This is a genomic window from Bradyrhizobium centrosematis (genome assembly GCF_045571495.1).
GTDB lineage: Bacteria > Pseudomonadota > Alphaproteobacteria > Rhizobiales > Xanthobacteraceae > Bradyrhizobium > Bradyrhizobium centrosematis.
The window spans coordinates 3933199-3952791 of the sequence record NZ_CP120703.1; the positions used below are offsets into that span (position 1 = coordinate 3933199).

The window sequence follows — 19593 nt, forward strand, 5'->3', positions numbered from 1 at the left end:
CGGTATCGTGCCGTCGGCTCAGCTCGAGATCGCCTTTGCTGATCCGACCTCGTTGCGCAGCAGGAATTTCTGGATCTTGCCGGTTGACGTCTTCGGGATCGGTCCGAACACGACCGCCTTCGGCGTCTTGAATCCGCTCATATGCGAGCGGCAGAAGGCAATGATGTCGGCTTCGCTGGCGCTTGCGCCGTCCTTCAGTTCGACGAAAGCGCAAGGCACTTCGCCCCATTTCGGATCGGGCCTGGCGACCACGGCGGCGAACAGCACGGCCGGGTGCTTGTAGAGAATGTCCTCGACCTCGACGGAGGAAATGTTCTCGCCGCCGGAAATGATGATGTCCTTGGAGCGGTCCTTGATGATGACGTAGCCGTGCTCGTCGAGCACGCCGAGATCGCCGGTGTGAAACCAGCCGCCCTCGAAGGCTTCCGTCGTCGCCTTCTCGTTCTTCAGGTAGCCCTTCATCACGATGTTGCCGCGGAACATGACCTCGCCGATCGTCTCGCCGTCGCGCGGCACCTCCTGCATGGTCTGCGGATTGATGACGGTGACGCTTTCCTGGAGCGGGTAGGGCACGCCCTGCCGGCGCTTCATGCGGGCACGCTCGGGCGCGGGAAGCTGGTCCCAGCCGGGTTGCTCGGCACAGACGGAGGCGGGGCCGTAGACCTCGGTCAGGCCGTAGACATGGGTCAGCTTGATGCCGATGCTCTCGGCCCCTTCCAGCACCGCAACCGGCGGTGCGGCGCCGGCGATCAGGCCGACGACGCGGTGCGCCGCATTACCCCTGGGCGCATCGGGTGCGTTGATCAGCGTGTTGTACACGATCGGCGCGCCGCACATATGGGTGACGCCGTGGCTCTTGATCAGCTCGAAGATCTTGGTCGGCTCGACCTTGCGCAGGCAGACATTGATGCCGGCGGCGGCTGCCATGGTCCAGGGAAAGCACCAGCCGTTGCAATGGAACATCGGCAGCGTCCAGAGATACACCGGATGCTGGCCGAGATTGCCGGCGAGGATGTTGCTGACGGCGTTCAGATAGGCGCCGCGATGATGGGTGACGACGCCCTTGGGATTACCTGTCGTGCCCGAGGTGTAGCTCAGCGCGATCGCATCCCATTCATCGCTCGGCATGATCGCTGCGAAGCCGGGATCGCCTTGCGCAACGGCTGCCTCATACTCGATCTCGCCGATGCGCTTGCCGCCCTTGAACGATGCGTCGTCGACGTCGACAACGAGCGGCTTGGGGCCCTTCATCTGCGCGAGCGCATCGGTGATCACGCTGGAGAACTCGGGGTCGACCAGGATGATCTTGGCGCCGCCATGGTCGAGCTGGAATGCAATCGATGGCGCATCGAGGCGGATGTTCAGCGCGTTGAGCACGGCGCCGGTCATCGGCACGGCGAAATGCGCCTCGTTCATCGCCGGGATGTTCGGCAGCATCGCCGCAACGGTGTCGCCGACGCCGATGCCGTTGCGCGCGAGCCAGGACGCAAAGCGCTTGCAGCGCTCGAAGGTCTGCGCCCAGGTGAAGCTGCGCCCCTCATAGACCGTGCTGACATGATCGGGATAAACGGCGGCGCTGCGCGCGAGGAAGCTCAACGGGCTCAGCGGCACGTAGTTGGCGGGCGTCCTGTCGAGGCCGATATTGTACTGGTTCTGCCGCTCACTCATCGACAACCCTCCTAAACCAAACTCAAAGGAATCCGATCGAAATCCAGGGGAAGATCGCGACGACGATCAATCCCACCAGCAGCGCCAGCAGATAGCCCCAGATCGGCCGGATGCCTTCAGCCGGATCGACGCGTCCGATCGCGCAGGCGGCATAATAGCCGACGCCGAAGGGCGGGGCGAATAGCCCGATACCCATGGCGAGAATGATCACCATGGCGTAGTGCACCTCGTGCACGCCGACGGCCCGGGCGATCGGAAACAGCAACGGCCCGAACAGCACGATCGCCGGGATTCCCTCCAGCACGCTGCCGAGGATGGTGAAGGCCAGGATCGAGACGGCGATGAAGGTCGCCGCGCCTCCGGGCAATCCGGTCATGGCCGCGGCCAGCGAGCGCGAGAAGCCGGACTGGGTGAGGCCCCAGGCCATGCCGGTCGCCGTGCCGATGATGAGAAGGATCGCGCCCGACAAGGCCGCGGTCTCGACCAGCATCGGAAACAGCCGCCGCCAGTCGAAGCGGCGATAGACGAGGAGGCCGACCAGCGCGCCATAGACGATGCCGATGGTGGAGACTTCGGTCGCGGTTGCGATGCCCTCGACCACGGCGTAGCGGATCACGAAGGGCAGTGCGAGCGCGGGAAGGGCGACGACGAAGGTCTTGCCGATCTCGGAGGCCGTGGCGCGCCTGACATGGCTCATGTCCTCGTGGCGGTAGCGCCACCACACCAGCATGCAGAGCGTGATCGCGAGCACGACGCCGGGCAAGAGCCCGCCGGTGAATAGCGCCGCAATGGAGACGCCCGTCACCGAGCCGATCGTGATCAGCACGAGGCTCGGCGGAATGGTCTCGGTCTGGGCACCGGTGGCCGCGAGCAGCGCGACGAGATCGCCGGGCTTGGCGCCACGCTGTTTCATCTCCGGAAACAGCACGGGCGCAACGGCCGCCATGTCTGCGGCCTTGGCACCGGAAATGCCGGAAACCAGGTACATGGCGCCGACCAGCACATAGTTCAGGCCGCCGCGGACATGACCGAGCAGGCTGGCCAGGAACGCCACCATGGCCCGCGCCATGCCGGTCATCTCGATCAGCAACCCCAAGAACACGAACAGCGGCACCGAGAGCAGGATCAGATGGCTCATGCCCTCGTCCATTCGCCCGACCAGCACCATCACGGGCGTCCGCGTGGTCAGCGCGAGATAGCCGAAGATCGCAAGGCCAAAACCGAACGCAATGGGAACGCCGGCGAACACGCAGAAGCCGGCAACGCCGACGAAGAAGATGACGAGGTTGAGGTTGCCGAGCGGCCGCAGCGACGGCTCCGCCAGCCAGAACAGCCCGATCACGACGGCAACGCTGAGGACCGCGGCCGCGACCATCCGCCAATCGGCCGCGCGCAGCAGCCGCAGCAAGGCGAAGGCCGCCATCAGGCCGATGCCGGCCGGCAGTGCGGCGGCGCGCCACATGTTGGAGATCTGCAGCGCCGGTGTCGTGATGTAGCTTTCCTCATAGGCGTAGTCGCAGGCCGGCCACACGATCAGGATCAAAAACCCCAGCGCAGCACAGGTCGCGACCAGATCGAGATAGGCCCGCAGCGCCGGCCGCGCGCTGGCGACGACCGCGGTCATGCGCATGTGCTCGGAGCGGCGGAACGCGACCGCCGCGCCCAGCATGGCGAGCCACAGGAACAGGATCGAAGCGAGCTCGTCCGACCAGATCAGCGGCCGGTGCAGCCCGTAGCGCGCGACCACGCCGGCAAACAGGATCACGATCTCGGCGACGACCAGGATCGCCGCCGGGATCTCGACGACGAGACCGAGCACGCGCTCGAGCGAAGTCAGCAACGAAGGTCGGCGAGGGGACTGAATGGTCGCCTCGCCCACCACTTCGATCACCTCGATCTCGGCATGAGCCATGACGGCCCCACCAGGTTACGACAGCTTACCGACCGCCTTTTCCAGGAGGTCCCAGGCCTGATCGCCGTACTTGCCCTTCCACTCGGCATAGAAGCCGGCGGTGCGCAGCTTGTCGCGGAACGGCGTCACGGCGGGCTGGTTGAAGGTCAGGCCCTTGGTGGCGAGCTCCTGTTGCAGGTTGGCATTGAGCTTGGCGGTATCGGCGCGCTCGTTGACCGCGGCGGCGTTGATGTGCTTGGCAACGACCGTGCGCACGTCCTGCGGCAGCTTTTCCCAGGCGCGCCGGTTGGCCAGGAACCAGAAGCCGTCCCACATGTGGTTGGTCAGCGAACAGTATTTCTGCACCTCGTAGAGCTTGGCGGTCGAGATGATTGCCAGCGGGTTCTCCTGGCCCTCGACGATCTTGGTCTGCAGCGCCGAATAGACCTCGCTGAAATTGATCGAGGCGGGCGCGGCGTCGAACGCCTTGAACATGGAGGTCCACAGCGGCGACACCGGCACGCGGATCTTGAAGCCCTTGAAGTCGTCCGGACCGGTGATCGGCTTGGTCGACGACGTGGTCTGGCGGAAGCCGTTGTCCCAGATCTTGTCCATGACCTCGAGGCCGGCCTTCTTGATCTCGCCCCGGACATAGGCGCCGAGATCGCCATCCATGGCCTTCCAGACCGTGTCGTAGTCCGGGAAAGCGAAGCCGATGCCGTTGATGGACGCTGCCGGCACCAGGGTCGACAGAATCAGGCCGGACAGCGTGAAGAACTCGACGCCGCCGGAGCGGATCTGGCTCAGCATGTCGGTATCGGAACCCAGCTGGTTGTTCGGGAAGATCTGCAGGTCGAACTTACCACCTGTCTCGCTCTTGATCGCCGCCGCCATCTCCTTGGCGCGCACGTTCAGCGGATGGGAGTCGGGCAGGTTGTTGGCATATTTGTAGGTGAACTCGGCGCTCTGGGCGCGGGCCACATGCGGCGCGCCGAGGCCTCCCAAGACCGCGGTCGCGGCGGAGGCCTTGAGAAGCGTGCGTCGGGAAAAGCGCGTCGAAAAGACCATGGGTCTGCTTCCTCGGAAGGTTTGTTGTTGTTCTGAGACGCAAACCTATACGGACCTCGGGTCAGAAGGTCATCTGCGATCTCGCGAGGCCTCGCTTATTGCAGCCGGACAAGGTCACGGCAATATCGGCTTTCGCCACATGCGCCTGATTCAAAAAACGCGAAAACAACCCCATGCACAGGAGCCGTCAAGGACTGGGACGACAGTCAAGAGCCACACCGGAAATCGCGTCGGAGCGAAGGTGCTACAGCAGGAATTTCAGCTAAATAACTGATCCAATTGTATATAAAAATATTCCATAATATACCTTATGCGAATCGTGGATAGGGCTGTGACCGCATGCGGGCCGCCAAGAGATATCGCCAGGCCTGAGCCGCTCTCGTCCGCCTTGCGCCTGCTCTGCTGCCGACGACCTGCGGTCACGGCCCGGCAGACCCGTCATGCGCGAGGTGTCCCGGCTCTGAAGGTCGTGGCGAGCGTGTCAGGCGGCCGATAGCGATCGCAGCCAAGCCAGGCGTGAGATCGCTTGCTCGGCCAGGTGCTGCAGGCGATCGAGGCGGGCCGGATCGGTGGCCCGCTCGGCGCCGTCGAGATAACCGTCGACCAGAGCCTCGGCGATCTCCAGCGGTTCCTTGCCTTCCATGGCCGCCGGAAAGCTCCCGAGCCCTGCGGCAGCGTCCGCCATCTCGATGGCCTGTTGGCGCAGGTCCCGGGTCCGGCCGGCGGCTGGTCCGCTCATGCGTTGCTCGATGTCGCCCAGCTGCGCGACCAGGCGAAGCTCGAGTCGCTGCGCATCAATGTGCCGCAGAGGCTCCGTTGCCATTTCGGCGCTGCTCCGATCGTGCTCGCGGTGATAGGCGCGGCGCCTCTCCTTCCGCAGCGTGGCGACATGGCCGAGCTCTTCCCTGGCCATCGCCTCGGACGCCTTCTTGACCTCGGGATCATGCGAGTAGGCCGCCAGATAGGACCAGAAGGCGAAGGCGCGCTCCTCATTGCGAACCGCCATGGCGAGCGCGCGGTACGGCGTCATCAGACGTGATGTCTTCACCTCCGCGGCAGCTTCCGGGGCGAGTGCTTCTGGCGCCTCCCAGCGCACCATGGCGGGTTCCGGGCGCTTGCCGCGGCGCGATTGCGACCATTGCGTCACACTGTCCACGTGTTCGCGCTCGGCCGCAGCGAGCCGCGTGAACACCTCCGCCAGATCATCCTTGCCCTGCCCGCGCATATCTTCGGCAAGAGAATCGTACTTGTTGGCCGCCTCCTGCTCCATTGCATGCGCTAGCGCAAAGAGCTCGTCGAGAGACTCCAATACACCGGCGGGCTCAGCACTGAGCAATGAGGTGCGCAGGAGCTGCATGGTGAGGGTTCCCAATGCAAACGTGTGAGTTGGTTCCGCGAGAGCACAAATTTTGTGGCTCAGCTTGACAGATGTCGACGTGCGCGAGGAGTGTGGCACGTCAGCGGCGACAAATCACCGAAGAAGAATCTCAAAGCACGCGCGGCCCGGTTGGTCGCGCAGATGGCATTTGAATCCATGTCGAAGCGACCGGATGAAGATACCGCCTTCGCAAGGCGTGCAGCGCTAACGCTGGCCGGCTTGCTGCTGATGTGTCTGACTTATATTTCGCCCGCGTACGCCGCCGGTGATTTGCCGACATATTTGCCGAAGATTGCGCCTGCGGATTTCTTCCCGGGAGCGGACCGTTTCGGCCCGCCACAAGGCGATCCGCCGATCGTGCCGGTCTATCGCGGCGACCAGCTCCAGGGATTCGTCTTCCTCAACTCCGATTTCGCGAATTCGGTCGGCTACTCCGGCAAACCGATCCACCTCTTGGCCGGGATTGATCCGAAAGGCGTCATCACCGGCATCAAGCTCGTCGATCACAAGGAGCCGATCGTGCTGGTCGGCATTCCAGAGGCGCGCATCATTGCCGCCGTGAATTCGCTGATCGGCAAGGACATGAAGCCTGTCGCAAGCGGGGCCGAGAAACCGCCGCAGGTCGACATCGTGAGCGGCGCAACCGTCACCGTGCTGGTGATGGGCGACAGTATCGTCCGCGCGGCGTCCAAGATCATTCGTAGCGGCCGCGTCGGCGGCGGCGACGGTGCCGCGGTTTCGGCAGCCCTGCCCCCCGTCGTCAAGACGCTCGATCTCGAACGCAGCGAAGTCCGCGACTGGGAGAGTCTCGTCGGCGACGGTTCGATCCGAAGGCTTCATCTGAGCATCGGCGACATCAACGAGGCTTTTGCAAAATCCGGCAGCGCGGCGGCGACCCAGTATCCTGAGCCAGGCGAGGACAGCGAGACCTTCATCGACCTTTATGTCGCACTCGTGAGCGCGCCGACGATCGGCCGCAGCCTGCTCGGCGAGGACGGCTATCGGCGGTTGAAGGACGGGCTGAAGCCAGGACAGCAGGCGATCGTCGTCGCCGGCAACGGGCCCTACTCCTTCAAGGGCTCGGCCTATGTCCGCGGCGGCATCTTCGATCGCATCGAGATCCTGCAGGAAGGCAACAGCACCCGCTTCCGCGACCGCAACCATACCCGGCTCGGGGCGCTGGACGCGGTCGGCGCGCCAGAGTTCAGAGAGGTCGGCCTGTTCGTCACGCCTCCCGAATTCACCCTGGATCCGACGCAGCCGTGGCAGCTTCAGCTGTTGGTGCAGCGGAGCCTCGGCGGCCGCGACAAGGCATTCCTGACCTTCGACCTCAGCTACGGCCTGCCCGACGCCTATATGCGCCGCGAGCAGCGTACGGTGACGGTCCCCGAGAGTGCGGCCCCTCCGGCGTCGCAGGCGACCGCCGCGACCACACCGTCCGCGCCCGCGGAGGCCGACGAGCCGCTTTGGATGCGGATCTGGCGGACGAGCACCGTCTCGATCGGCATCACAGCGTTCATGCTGGCCGCCCTCACCGGCATCTTCTTCTTCCAGAACCTGCTTGTGCGCCGGCCGGTGTTATACACCTGGGTGCGACGAAGCTATCTCGCCTTCGTTCTGCTCTGGCTCGGCTGGTACGCGAACGCGCAGCTCTCCGTCGTCAACGTGGTCACATTCACGAATGCGCTGGTGACGGGCTTCCGTTGGGAATTCTTTCTCGCCGCACCCCTGATCTTCATTCTCTGGGCCGCCACGGCCGGCGGGCTCCTGTTCTGGGGCCGGGGCCCGTTCTGCGGCTGGTTGTGTCCTTTCGGCGCACTCCAGGAGCTCACCAACACGGCCGCGAAATGGCTGAAGGTGCCGCAGATCACGGTGCCGTGGGGACTGCACGAACGGCTATGGCCGATCAAGTACATCATCTTCCTCGGTCTGTTCGGCCTTTCGCTCTACTCCGTCGACATGGCCGAACGGTTCGCCGAGGTCGAACCGTTCAAGACGGCAATTATCCTGAAATTCTCGCGCGGCTGGCCCTTCGTGGCCTATGCGGTCGCCCTGCTCGTCATCGGCCTCTTCATCGAGCGCTTCTTCTGCCGCTACCTGTGCCCGCTCGGCGCGGCACTTGCCATTCCCGGCCGCATCCGGACCTTCGAATGGTTGCGACGCTGGCAGGAATGCGGCTCGCCCTGCCAGCGATGCGCCAAGGAATGCCCGGTGCAGTCGATCCATCCCGAGGGGCACATCAACGTCAATGAGTGCATCTACTGCATGCACTGTCAGGAACTCTATTACGACGATCACCGCTGCCCGCACATGATTCAGGTGCGGCTCAAGCGGGAGAAGTTCGCGGCCATGTCCTCGCCCACGATGCGCTCGGGCGGCAAGGGTCCTGCGACTGTCATCACCGCCGGCGGCAAACCTGTCGGCGCTCCAGCCACCATCTCTCCACCACCAAACTGAACCGGAAGCCGAGGAGGCAATCATGAGTGAGAACGATAAGACCAAGAGCATCAGCCGACGAACAGTGCTGGGAACGACCGCGGCTGCGGCCGGCGTGGGCCTTGCCGGCGGCGTGGCGCTGACCGACGGCGGCTTCGTCTCGTCTGCGGACGCCCAGACCAAGAATGCCGCTCCGAAGGCACCGGCCGCCCGCCCCGCCGTGCAGAAGACCGAGGTCGCGCCCGGCGAGCTCGACGAATATTACGTGTTCTTCTCGAGCGGCCAGTCCGGCGAGATGCGGGTCGTCGGCCTTCCCTCGATGCGCGAGCTGATGCGGGTGCCGGTGTTCAACCGCTGCAGCGCGACCGGTTGGGGCCAGACCAATGAGAGTCTCAAGATTCTGACCGAGGGGCTGCAGCCCGCGACCCGCGAATTCCTGAAGAATCGCGGCGGCACCTTCCTGAACGGCGACCTCCATCACCCGCACATCTCGTTCACGGACGGCACTTATGACGGCCGCTATGCCTTCATGAACGACAAGGCCAACAGCCGCGTCGCGCGGGTGCGTCTCGACATCATGAAGTGCGACAAGATCATCGAGCTGCCGAACCAGCACACCGTCCACGGCCTGCGCGTGCAGAAATATCCGCGCACGGGCTACGTCTTCGCCAACGGCGAGGATGGCGTGCCGCTGCCCAACGACGGCAAGGTCCTCGACGATCCCAAGCAGTATCGCTCGATCTTCACCGCGATCGACGGTGACACCATGAAGGTGGCCTGGCAGGTGATCGTCAGCGGCAACCTCGACAATGTCGACGCGGACTATCAGGGCAAGTACTGCTTTGCGACCTGCTACAACAGTGAGGAAGGCGTCACGCTCGCGGAGATGACCGCCAGCGAACAGGACTGGGTCGTCATCTTCAACATCAAGCGGATCGAGGAGGCGCTGAAGAAGGGCGACTTCAAGGAAATGAACGGCGTGCCCGTCATCGACGGCCGGAAGGGCTCGGCCTACACCCGCTACGTGCCGGTCTCGAACAATCCGCACGGCATGAACACGGCTCCGGACGGCATCCACATCGTGGCGGCCGGAAAGCTCTCGCCGACCGTGACCGTGATGGACGTGCGCAAATTCGACGATCTGTTCGACGACAAGATCAAGCCGCGCGACGTCGTCGTCGCAGAGCCCGAGCTCGGCCTCGGCCCGTTGCACACCGCCTATGACGGCAAGGGCAACGCCTACACCACCCTCTTCCTCGACAGCCAGGTCTGCAAGTGGAACATCGATCTCGCCAAGCGGGCCTTCAAGGGTGAGAAGGTCAATCCCATCCTTCAGAAGCTCGACGTGCACTATCAGCCCGGCCACAACCACTCCTCCATGGGCCAGACCAAGGAGGCGGATGGAAAATGGCTCATCTCGCTGAACAAGTTCTCGAAGGACCGCTTCCTGAATGTCGGGCCGCTCAAGCCCGAGAACGATCAGCTAATCGACATTTCGGGCGATCAAATGAAGCTGGTGCATGACGGCCCGAGCTTCGCCGAGCCGCATGATGCGACCATCGTCCACCGCTCCAAGATCAACCCGATCTCGATCTACGACCGCGCGGATCCGATGTTCGCCGACGCGGTCAAGCAGGCCAAGGCCGACGGCATCAACCTCGAGGCGGATTCGAAGGTCATTCGCGACGGCAACAAGGTGCGCGTCTACATGACATCCACCGCCCCCGCCTACGGCCTCGATCAGTTCCAGGTCAAGCAGGGCGACGAGGTGACGGTCTTCGTCACTAATATCGACGCCGTCGAAGACCTGACGCACGGCTTCTGCATCGTGAACTACGGCATCCAGATGGAGATCGGGCCAATGGCGACGGCGTCCGTGACGTTCACGGCCGACAAGGCGGGCGTCTATTGGTACTATTGCTCCTGGTTCTGTCACGCCATGCACATGGAGATGAAGGGCCGAATGTTCGTCGAGCCGAAATCGGTCTGAAGTCGGTCTGATCGGAGCGACCTCGTGGGTCTATTATTACGCATGTTTCCGGCGGCGCTCGTCGCCGCCGGATTGTCCGGCTCCGCCGATGCGGCGACTGTGACGGCTGTGCCCGGACAGCCGCTGCAGGCGATGCTGGATGGCGCCAGTGCCGGCGACGTCGTCGAACTCGCTCCGGGAGAATATCACGGCGCGGTCCGGATCGACCGTCCCCTGCAGCTGGTCGGGAGCCGCGGCGCGGTACTCGACGGCGACGGCTCCGGCAACGTCATCACCGTCAGCGCGCCCGACGTTACCATTCGCGGTCTGACCATCCGGGCCTCCGGCCGCGATCTGCAGGCGATGAACTCAGGAATCTTCCTGCAGAAGACGGCCGAGCGCGCCAAGGTCGAGGACAACCGACTGGTTGGGAATCTGTTCGGGGTCTATGTGCACGGCGCCAGGGGCTCCCTCGTCGTCCGCAATGAGATCGAGGGCCTGCGCGGGGTGCGTCTCAGCGAGGCCGGCAACGGCGTCTCGCTGTGGAATGCGCCCGACGTCATTATTGCGAACAATATTTTCCGCTATGGCCGTGACGGCATCTTCTCTATTTCCAGCAGCAAGGACCGCTTCGTCGACAACCGCTTCGAGCAGGTTCGCTTCGCCGTCCACTACATGTACACCAACGACAGCGAGATCAGCGGCAACGTCTCGATCGGCAACCATGTCGGTTACGCCATCATGTATTCGAACCGCCTTGCGATCCGCGGCAACTCCTCCGACCATGATCGCGACTATGGATTTCTCTTCAATTACGCCAACTATGCCCAAATCGAGGACAACCGGGTCACCGGCGGCTCGCTCGGCGCGATGATGCAGAAGACGGAAGACGGTCCCGACGACGAGCGAGGCATGCTGCCGCAACAGAAGCGGGAGAGCACGCTTCGGAGCGGCCCGGAGAAATGCGTGTTCATCTACAACACCAATCACAACAAATTCCGCAACAACTGGTTCGAACGCTGTGCCATCGGCGTGCACTTCACGGCCGGCTCCGAGGGCAACGAGATCACGGGCAACGCCTTCGTCAGCAATGCCAACCAGGTGAAATATGTCGGCACCCGGCACCTCGACTGGTCGACCGGTGGGCGCGGCAATTACTGGAGCGATAATCCGGCATTCGACTTGAACGGCGACGGAATTGCCGACACGGCGTACCGACCGAACGATCTCATCGATCGCGTGCTGTGGACCGCGCCGGCCGCGAAGATCCTGATCAACAGCCCGGCCGTCCAGGTGATCCGCTGGGCGCAGGCGCAGTTTCCGGCGCTGCTGCCGGGCGGCGTGGTCGACAGCCATCCGCTGGTGTCGCCGCCGCGCAGCGCTGCGCCGAAGGAGCCGCGATGACCAGCACAGTACGCGTCAGCGATGTCACCAAGGCATATGGCCGGGTCGAGGCCGTGCGCGATGCTTCGTTCACGCTCGATCAAGGCGAGCTGGTCGCCTTGATCGGCCACAACGGCGCCGGCAAGACCACGCTCATGAAGCTCATGCTCGGGTTGATCCGGCCGACCCGCGGCGCCATCGAGGTTCTCGGAGACAACCCCGCCGCCGGCGAATTCGCCGGCCGGAGGCAGCTCGGCTACCTCCCGGAAAATGTTTCCTTCGACCCTGCCCTGACCGGCCGCGAGACGCAGGCCTTCTACGCCCGCCTGAAACGGGAGCCGGTAGCCAAGGCGCTGGAGCTGCTCGACGCCGTCGGACTGGGTGCCGCCAGCCGCCGCCGGGTGAGCACCTATTCGAAGGGCATGCGTCAGCGGCTCGGGCTCGCGCAGGCGCTGCTTGGCGAGCCGCGCGTGCTGCTGCTGGACGAGCCGACCACCGGTCTCGATCCCGAGCTGCGGCAGACCTTCTATGACATCATCGAGCGGCTCGCCGCTGCGGGCGCGACGGTGCTGCTGTCGTCGCATGCGCTGACCGAGCTCGAGGAGCGCGCCGGCCGGGTCATCATCATGAACCGCGGCATCAAGGTTGCGGACGGATCAATCGACGAGCTGCGCCGTCTCGCCAGGCTCCCCACCCGGATCCGTCTCAAAGTGGCTGGCCTCGCGCCGAGCGAGATGCCGGGCTGGGCTCCGCAGGACGCGACCTGCCGCCGTCTCAACGGCCACATCGTCGAGATCGACGCCGCGCCGGAGCGGAAGATCGAGCTGCTGCACCGTGCGACCGCCGCCGGCAATTCCGTCCAGGACGTCGACGTGGTCCCGCCGACCCTCGATGAGCTCTATGCGCATTTCCTCCGGCAATCGGAGCAGGCCTCATGAATGTCGTGATCATCGCTGCCAAGGAAGTTCACCAGGCCATCCGCAATCGCTGGGTGCTTGCCGCAACGCTCCTGCTCGCTGGACTTGCTTTGTCATTGACCTTTCTCGGCAGCGCACCGACCGGAAACGTTGGCGTTCGCGCGCTGGACGTGGTCGTCGTCAGCTTGTCCAGCCTGACGATCTTTCTGGTTCCGCTCATCGCGCTTCTGATCTCACACGATGCCATCGTCGGCGAGATGGAACGGGGCACGATGCTGTTGCTGCTGAGCTATCCGGTCGCACGATGCCAGGTGCTACTCGGCAAGTTCGTGGGCCATCTCGCCGTTCTCGCTTTTGCGACCTGCCTCGGCTATGGCGCGGCCGTCGGCGCGCTGGCGGCGACGGGCAGCCAGATGGATGGCGATAGTCTCCTGGCCTTCGCGGCGATGGTGGGCTCCTCGGTGCTGCTCGGCGCAGCTTTCGTCGCGATCGGATATCTGGTCAGCGCGCTCGTGCGCGATCGCGGAACGGCTGCCGGCCTCTGCATCGGGCTGTGGCTGCTGCTGGTGCTGATCTACGACATGGCGCTGCTGGGCGTGCTTGCGCTCGACCAGGGACGCAACATCTCGGCACCCGTGCTCAACGCCATGCTGCTGGTGAATCCGACCGACGCCTACCGGCTGATCAACCTGACCGGCTTTGCCAATGTCAGCACCTTCGCCGGCATGGCCGGCCTTGCCCAAAGTACATCCCTGACGGTACCGGTCCTGCTGACCGCCCTGCTCGGCTGGACGCTGCTGCCGCTGGGGCTGGCCGCGCTCGCGTTCTCGCGGAGGGAGCTATGAGGCGCCGAACGCTGCTGCTCGCTTTGCTCGTGCCGCTCGCGCTCGCGGGCTGCAACGACAAGCAGGCCATGAAAATCCCGCCGCCGCATCCGATGACCGCGGAAGATATCGGCCATTACTGCGGCATGAACGTGCTCGAGCATCCCGGACCGAAGGGCCATATCTTCGCGGCGAGCCTGATCGAGCCCGTGTGGTTCTCGTCGGTGCGGGACACCATCGCCTTCACCATGTTGCCGGACGAACCCAAGGACATCCAGGCGATCTACGTGTCCGACATGGGCAAGGCACCCGACTGGGACAAGCCCGGCGCCGACAACTGGATCGACGCGCGCAAGGCCTTGTTCGTGATCGAGAGCCGGGCCAAGAGCGGGATGGGCGGCGACGAGGCCGTTCCGTTCTCGGACCGGGCTGCAGCGGAGAAGTTCGCCGCTGACAACGGGGGCAGGATCGTCGGTTTCGAGGCGGTGCCCCGGGACTATGTCCTGACGTCGTCGGCAAATGCCGCCGGCGCCGCTGCGCCCGACGATGCGCTCGAAGCCCCGCCGGGCGAACGATCGAGGAGAACGCCATGACGCGAACCCTGACGCGCCGACGCTTCATCCGGATCAGTGCCGCGGCAGCGGGCCTCGGCGCGCTGTCGCCGGGACTCCCCGTCCGTGCAGAGGTCGCGCCCGTGACCTGGCGCGGCACGATGCTGGGTGCCGCCGCGACGATGCAGATCCACGACGAAGACCGCATCCGGGCGGAGCGGCTGATCTCGCTGGCCTGCGCCGAGGCGCGGCGGCTCGAGCGGCTGTTCAGCCTTTACCGGGACGATTCCGCCCTGGTCGCGTTGAACCGGACCGGCATCCTGGTCGATCCTGACGCCGACATGGTCGATCTGCTGTCGATCTCGCAGCGCTATTCCGCGCTGACCGGCGGTCTGTTCGACGTCACGGTGCAGCCGCTGTGGGAGCTCTATGCCAGCCATTTCTCGCGCGATGGCGCTGATCCGGCCGGCCCTGCGGCCGTCGAGATTCAAAGCGTGCTGGCGCGCATCGGCAGCGGCCGGCTGTCGATCAGCCGCGACCGGATCGCCATGTCTCGCGGCATGGCCGTCACCCTGAACGGGATCGCCCAGGGCTACGTCACGGACAAGGTGGTCGATCTCCTGCGCGCGAACGGCGTTTCTCACAGCCTGGTCGACATGGGCGAGGCCCGGGCGATCGGCTCGCGTCCGGACGGACGCGCCTGGGACGTCGGCATCGCCGATCCGGACATGGTGAGCCGGACGAAAGCGGTGCTGCCGATCGTCGATCGCGCCGTGTCCACCTCGGGCGGCTACGGCTTCCAGTTCGATCCCGCGGCACGCTTCAACCATCTGTTCGATCCCCGATCGGGCGGCTGCGCGCGCCGTTATCGCAGCGTGACCACCGTGTCCCGCAGCGCGACCGCCGCGGACGCCTTGTCGACGGCGTTCAGCCTGATGCGCGAAGACGAAATTCGCGCATTGTTGCCGCGTCTCGACATCGAGCGCGTGCATCTGATCGATGGCGCCGGCAATCCGGTCGAATTGTCGGCATAGGGAGAAAAGCGCGTCAGCGGCGCGCTATCGCGATAGCAGCAGCTCCAACTGGCTCTGCGCTTTCTTCACGGCCGCTGCGAACCAGCTCTGGCTGGGCGCTTCCTTTGCGAAGCATCTGGTGTAGGCGTCCATGGCCCGGTCTTCCCTCGCCATTGCGTCCTGGGGCACCTTCTTCGCCATCATCTGCTTCCAGATCTTCTCGCAGGCTGGAATCTCAGCCGTCTTCACGGCGTCGGTCGCGGCGAGGAAGAAGACCTGGTCGCCCTGGATGGCGACGACGTCGATCTCACGCGGCGGCGCTTTCAGATCGCCATTGCCGCGCACACCCAGCACCGCGGCTGCGGCACGCGCGGATGCCGGCTTGGTGACCGGCAGCTCCGCATATTTGGCAAAAGCCGAGTCCTGGATCGCTTGATAGTAGAAGCGATCTGACTTGAAGGCCGCGCCGATCTCCTGCGGCATGCCGTCCTCGCGGTGCTCGCGCAGCCAGTGCTTGAGCAGCCCCGTGGTGGTCACCACGGCTTGGATCTTGTCGCCTTCGGAGGCGAAACCGAGCCCGTCGAGATGGCCGAAGCCCGAATCGCCCTTGAACAGCGTGTCGGCGTTCGACTTGCCGTCTGCTGGAAGGCCCTTGATCCCGACCGGTCCTACCAGGCTGCGCAACACGCCTGCCAGCTCCTTCAAGGCCGCATCATGCTGCCTGTAGATCTCGTCGCTCTCCGTGGCCTTCGAGAATTTTTCGATGTAGCGATCGCGCAGGTCGAGATAGCGCTGCTCGGGCGTGGCGGCATGGACGGGCGTCGCCAGGACGAGCAGGCAGAGCAAGGCAAGCGATTTCATGGACGTTTCCGGACAGACTGGGGCCACCAGTCTTTGTGGCGTCGCCCGGCTGGAAGGTTCATCCGCAGCCGCCGGGCGCGCCCTACTCCGCCGGCGTCAGCTGCCGGTTCAAGCGAACGGCCGAGGTCTCGCGGACGCGGACACGGGCGCGGCGCTTGCGCCACCAGATCACGACGCCGGTGACCGACAGCGCCGCCACCACGAGCCCCATGATCGAGATCAGGATGCGGCCGAACAGGCCGACGATGCGGCCCGAATGCAGCGGGAACTGGGCCTGGACGAAGATGTCGGCGGCGGTGCCGACCCACGGCAGCCGCTCGCCGATGGGACGACCGTCCTCGCTGTCGTAGTAGAGCTGCGCCGGACCAACGCCGCCGGCGCCGTGATCGTCGCCGGGGTGGAAGAAAGCCGCGGCATAGACGCCATGCGCCGGGCCGTAATTGATCGAGCCGACCGGGACCGTCCACCCGCGCGCCTTGCCGTCGGCCGCCGCGCGCGCGGCGATGTCGGCGAAGCTGACCTTTGGCTCGATGGGATCGTCGAGATCGCGATACGGCCGCTGCTCATAGGGTGTCGGCGTATAGTTCGACACCATCTTCATCAGCGGCGAGAACACCTCGAAATAGAGGTTCAGCGAGAACGCCGTGAAGGCGATGATGAACAGCACGCCCCAGGTCCACAGGCTGAAGGCGCGATGGATATCGAAGTTGATCCGGTAGGCACTGCCCGAGGTCTTGATGGTCCAGGCCGGCGCCCAGCGCGCCCAGAAACCGCGTTCGAGCTGGCGTGTGACCGCAGGCGCGCGCGCCGCCCTGGTGCGCCGGCGCGAGGGCAGCGTCAGGTAGAAGCCGACGAAGCAATCGATGGTCCAGATGATGGCGATCACGCCGAGCACGCGCATGCCCCAGCGGTCGCTGCCCCAGAACTCCGGAATGTGCATGGTGTAGTGCAGCTTGTAGAGGAAGGAGACGAAATTCTCCCGCGTGACCGGCCAGACCGCGCCCCAATAGCGCCGCCCGAGCTCCGCACCCGTGTTGGGATCGAGAAAGACCTGATTGTAGTCGAGCGGGTAGCGCTTGCCGGTTGCGGGATCGATCCGCGGCATGACGAAGAACCACAGCGAGTGCCCCTGCTCCGGCGTCATGAAGAGATGGGTCACACGCGCGCGCGGATCGCGCTGCTCGATCATCCTGGCGAGTTCGATCGACGGGATCGCCGCGCCCTTGCTGCTGACGTCGAACAGATGGCTGTTCAGGACGTCGTCGATCTCGTGGTCCCACGAGATGATCGCACCCGTGATGCCGGAGAAGAACAGGAATCCGGCCGTGAGCAGTCCCGCCCAGCGATGCAGCCTGCCGAATATCGCTCTCATCGTCTCGCACTCTCATCAGCAGGTCCGGCTGATTGCCGGACCGTCTTCGATTCACCAGCGATAGGTCAGCTTGCCGATAGCTTTCCGTCCCTCGGCATACATGCAGCCCGAGAGGCTATAGCAAGCGGCGACATAGCGCGTGTCCGCCAGGTTGGTGACGTTCAGCGACAGCCGCCAATTGTCCCTGGTGTAGGCAAGGAGCGCGTCCAGCACCGTGGCTGATCCCACCTTGAACGTGTTGGCAGCATCACCCCAGGTCGCGCCGACATAGCGAACGCCGCCGCCGAACTGCAAGCCCGCCAGTATGCCGTTCTGAAGCGTGTAGTCGCTCCACAACGAAGCGCGGTTGAGCGGCACGGTGACCGGCGCCTTCCCGACATTGACCGGGTCCTGCGTGACCATGGCGTCGACATAGGCATAGGCCGCCCGCAGGTTCCAGCCGTCGGCAAGTGACATCGTGCCCTCGAGCTCAATGCCGCGCGATTTCACCTGCCCGATCTGCTCGTAAGAGGTGGTTGCAGGCACGTACACAGCGACGTTGTCACGCGTCAGGTCGAAGGCGGCGAAGGTGAACAGCGCGTTCCAGCCCAGCGGTTGATATTTGACGCCCACCTCGTACTGCACGCCGGTCTCGGGATCGAGCATCTGTCCGGAAGGACGGGTCGCGAGCTGCGGCAGAAACGACTCGGAATAGCTGAAATAGGGAGCGATGCCGTTGTCGAAATTGTACATCACGGCGGCGCGGCCGGTGAACGCGGAGGAGTCCTTCGAGGTGGAAGTATCGGCCGGCGGTAGATTGGTGTCGAGCTGCGTCGTCACGAAGTCCTGGCGGCCGCTGAGCTGGAACGAGAGCCGGCCGAGCTTCATCTGGTCCTGCGCATAGAGGCCGAGCTGCGACTGCTTGATGCCCTTGTTGTCGTACAGGCCGCCGAGAGCCCAGTCGTAGCTGTAGACCGGGTTGAAGACGTTGATCTCCGGCGCCGACGTCGTGACGGCAAACGCCGTATCGCGGAACGTGGTGTTGCGATAGTCGAGCCCGACCAGGGTGGTATGGCTGACGATGCCGGTGGTGAACTTGCCCTGGAGCTGATTATCGACTGCGAAGGAGTTGATGTAGGAATTGCTGTAGCTGCCGAAACGCCCCAGCTGCCCCGCCGCCTCGTCGGTGTATCCGGTGCCGTAGAAGGTCTTTTCCTCGTTGTGCTGATAGGCGTAGCGCAGGTTCTGCCGGAACGTGATGTTGTCGGTGAAATTGTGCGACAGCTGATAGCCGGCCGTCGCAATCTCGGTGTTGAACGCGTTGAAGCTCGGCACGCCCGCGAAGAACGAGACCGGGATGGTGCGGCCGTTGTTCGGCCACACCGTGCCCGAGGCCGGCAGGAACTGCAGGCCCCACCCGGCCCGGTCCCGCTGGTAGTTGGCGAGCAGCGTGATCGACGTGTCCTCGTTCGGCTTGAACGTGACCGCGGGCGCGATGAAGACGCGGTTGTCCTTGGTGAAGTCGACCTGGGTCTCGCCATCACGGACGACGCCGGTCAGGCGCCACAGCACGGTGCCTTCCTTGTTGGCGGGGCCGCCCATGTCGAACTGGCCCTGATAGCGGTTGAAGCTGCCGCCGGAGATCGAGATTTCCCCGAACTGCTGCGCGGTCGGCAGCTTGGTCACGTAATTGAGGATGCCGCCGGTGCCGCTGCCGCCATACATCGCCGAGGACGGCCCCTTGAGAATCTCGAGCCGCTCGGCGCCATAGGGATCGAGGCCGTTGAAATGCACGTAGTTGCTGGAGGGAATCCGCAAACCGTCGATGTAGAGGCCCGACATGGTCGTGTCGAAGCCGCGAATCTGGAGAGCGCCGAAACGGGTATCCGATCCCCCATTGACGTCGCCGCTGACACCGGCGGTGTAGCGCAGCGCCTCGCCGATCGAGACCGCGCCCTGGTTCCTGACCTGGTCGGTGGTGACGACGGACACCGACTGCGGGGTTTCGATCAACGGGGTGTCGGTCTTGCTGGCGGTGCCGCTCCACGTCGCGACGAAACCGCGCACCGGACCGTTGGCGCGTTCCGTCGCGCCGCTCGATGCCGATTGGACCGGCGCGGCCTGCTGCGCGGCGGCGCGACGGTTGGCGCGAGAGGTCCGTGTCGCCGCTCCCCGCGAGGCAGCAGCCGCCGCGGGACGGGCGCGCTGCGCCGGGGCATCGACGGTAACAGCGGGAATCTGCGTCTGCGCCTCCACGGACCCGAAGGGAATGACGAGGGAGAG

General features: G+C 64.7%; 14 protein-coding genes. 7 read left to right on the forward strand and 7 right to left on the reverse strand.

The features are described from left to right. Window positions 1–18: 18 nt before the first annotated feature. From P6U31_RS18940 to P6U31_RS18955, 4 genes are all read right to left on the reverse strand, one after another. Complete coding sequence (locus tag P6U31_RS18940) at window positions 19–1668, reverse strand: acyl-CoA synthetase (protein ID WP_407183164.1); 1650 nt, start codon at window positions 1666–1668, stop codon at window positions 19–21. A 22-nt stretch (window positions 1669–1690) separates the two neighbouring features. Continuing rightward, on the reverse strand, window positions 1691–3580 hold the full coding sequence (locus P6U31_RS18945; protein ID WP_407183165.1) for a TRAP transporter large permease subunit: 1890 nt from the start codon (window positions 3578–3580) through the stop codon (window positions 1691–1693). A 15-nt stretch (window positions 3581–3595) separates the two neighbouring features. Next, complete coding sequence (locus P6U31_RS18950) at window positions 3596–4627, reverse strand: TRAP transporter substrate-binding protein (protein WP_407183166.1); 1032 nt, start codon at window positions 4625–4627, stop codon at window positions 3596–3598. Window positions 4628–5108: 481 nt separating this feature from the next. After that, entirely contained in the window at window positions 5109–5984 is an 876-nt protein-coding gene (locus tag P6U31_RS18955) for a ferritin-like domain-containing protein (protein WP_407183167.1), read from the reverse strand. Window positions 5985–6233: 249 nt separating this feature from the next. Between P6U31_RS18955 and P6U31_RS18960 the strand changes: the two genes are divergently transcribed. Genes P6U31_RS18960 through P6U31_RS18990 form a run of 7 tightly spaced genes read left to right on the forward strand, consistent with a single transcriptional unit; the run spans window position 6234 to window position 15119 of the window. Beyond that, on the forward strand, window positions 6234–8462 hold the full coding sequence (locus P6U31_RS18960; RefSeq protein WP_407189883.1) for a 4Fe-4S binding protein: 2229 nt from the start codon (window positions 6234–6236) through the stop codon (window positions 8460–8462). Window positions 8463–8484: 22 nt separating this feature from the next. Next, window positions 8485–10431 carry a TAT-dependent nitrous-oxide reductase gene (nosZ, locus tag P6U31_RS18965; protein ID WP_407183168.1) on the forward strand — a complete coding sequence of 649 codons (1947 nt, stop codon included), beginning with the start codon at window positions 8485–8487 and terminating at the stop codon, window positions 10429–10431. 24 nt (window positions 10432–10455) lie between these two features. After that, window positions 10456–11814, forward strand: coding sequence for a nitrous oxide reductase family maturation protein NosD (locus P6U31_RS18970; RefSeq protein ID WP_407183169.1), 1359 nt, complete (start codon window positions 10456–10458; stop codon window positions 11812–11814). After that, complete coding sequence (locus P6U31_RS18975; RefSeq protein ID WP_407183170.1) at window positions 11811–12731, forward strand: ABC transporter ATP-binding protein; 921 nt, start codon at window positions 11811–11813, stop codon at window positions 12729–12731. The genes P6U31_RS18970 and P6U31_RS18975 overlap by 4 nt, the downstream gene beginning before the upstream one ends. Next, entirely contained in the window at window positions 12728–13555 is an 828-nt protein-coding gene (locus P6U31_RS18980; RefSeq protein WP_407183171.1) for an ABC transporter permease subunit, read from the forward strand. The genes P6U31_RS18975 and P6U31_RS18980 overlap by 4 nt, the downstream gene beginning before the upstream one ends. Next, window positions 13552–14127 carry a nitrous oxide reductase accessory protein NosL gene (locus P6U31_RS18985; RefSeq protein WP_407183172.1) on the forward strand — a complete coding sequence of 192 codons (576 nt, stop codon included), beginning with the start codon at window positions 13552–13554 and terminating at the stop codon, window positions 14125–14127. Before P6U31_RS18980 ends, P6U31_RS18985 begins: the two co-directional genes overlap by 4 nt. Continuing rightward, a complete protein-coding gene (locus tag P6U31_RS18990) occupies window positions 14124–15119 on the forward strand; it encodes an FAD:protein FMN transferase (RefSeq protein ID WP_407183173.1) in 996 nt (331 codons plus the stop codon). The genes P6U31_RS18985 and P6U31_RS18990 overlap by 4 nt, the downstream gene beginning before the upstream one ends. A gap of 24 nt (window positions 15120–15143) precedes the next feature. On the opposite strand, the gene P6U31_RS18995 is transcribed toward P6U31_RS18990, so the two are convergent. The 3 genes from P6U31_RS18995 to P6U31_RS19005 all read right to left on the reverse strand — a co-directional run bounded on the left by P6U31_RS18995 (window position 15144) and on the right by P6U31_RS19005 (window position 19377). Beyond that, complete coding sequence (locus P6U31_RS18995; protein ID WP_407183174.1) at window positions 15144–15959, reverse strand: hypothetical protein; 816 nt, start codon at window positions 15957–15959, stop codon at window positions 15144–15146. Between the two features lie 82 nt (window positions 15960–16041). After that, on the reverse strand, window positions 16042–17331 hold the full coding sequence (gene fsrB / locus P6U31_RS19000) for a siderophore utilization protein FsrB (protein WP_407183175.1): 1290 nt from the start codon (window positions 17329–17331) through the stop codon (window positions 16042–16044). A 51-nt stretch (window positions 17332–17382) separates the two neighbouring features. Continuing rightward, a complete protein-coding gene (locus P6U31_RS19005; RefSeq protein WP_407189884.1) occupies window positions 17383–19377 on the reverse strand; it encodes a TonB-dependent siderophore receptor in 1995 nt (664 codons plus the stop codon). Between the last annotated feature and the right edge of the window lie 216 nt (window positions 19378–19593).

Bases quoted from the DNA above. Each gene is read 5' to 3' on its own strand.
- P6U31_RS18990 (WP_407183173.1), top strand. From the start codon at position 14,124: ATGACGCGAACCCTGACGCGCCGACGCTTCATCCGGATCAGTGCCGCG.
- P6U31_RS18995 (WP_407183174.1), bottom strand. From the start codon at position 15,959: ATGAAATCGCTTGCCTTGCTCTGCCTGCTCGTCCTGGCGACGCCCGTC.
- P6U31_RS18985 (WP_407183172.1), top strand. From the start codon at position 13,552: ATGAGGCGCCGAACGCTGCTGCTCGCTTTGCTCGTGCCGCTCGCGCTC.
- P6U31_RS18945 (WP_407183165.1), bottom strand. From the start codon at position 3,580: ATGGCTCATGCCGAGATCGAGGTGATCGAAGTGGTGGGCGAGGCGACC.
- nosZ (WP_407183168.1), top strand. From the start codon at position 8,485: ATGAGTGAGAACGATAAGACCAAGAGCATCAGCCGACGAACAGTGCTG.
- P6U31_RS18960 (WP_407189883.1), top strand. From the start codon at position 6,234: ATGTGTCTGACTTATATTTCGCCCGCGTACGCCGCCGGTGATTTGCCG.
- P6U31_RS18955 (WP_407183167.1), bottom strand. From the start codon at position 5,984: ATGCAGCTCCTGCGCACCTCATTGCTCAGTGCTGAGCCCGCCGGTGTA.
- P6U31_RS18950 (WP_407183166.1), bottom strand. From the start codon at position 4,627: ATGGTCTTTTCGACGCGCTTTTCCCGACGCACGCTTCTCAAGGCCTCC.
- fsrB (WP_407183175.1), bottom strand. From the start codon at position 17,331: ATGAGAGCGATATTCGGCAGGCTGCATCGCTGGGCGGGACTGCTCACG.
- P6U31_RS18975 (WP_407183170.1), top strand. From the start codon at position 11,811: ATGACCAGCACAGTACGCGTCAGCGATGTCACCAAGGCATATGGCCGG.
- P6U31_RS18980 (WP_407183171.1), top strand. From the start codon at position 12,728: ATGAATGTCGTGATCATCGCTGCCAAGGAAGTTCACCAGGCCATCCGC.
- P6U31_RS18940 (WP_407183164.1), bottom strand. From the start codon at position 1,668: ATGAGTGAGCGGCAGAACCAGTACAATATCGGCCTCGACAGGACGCCC.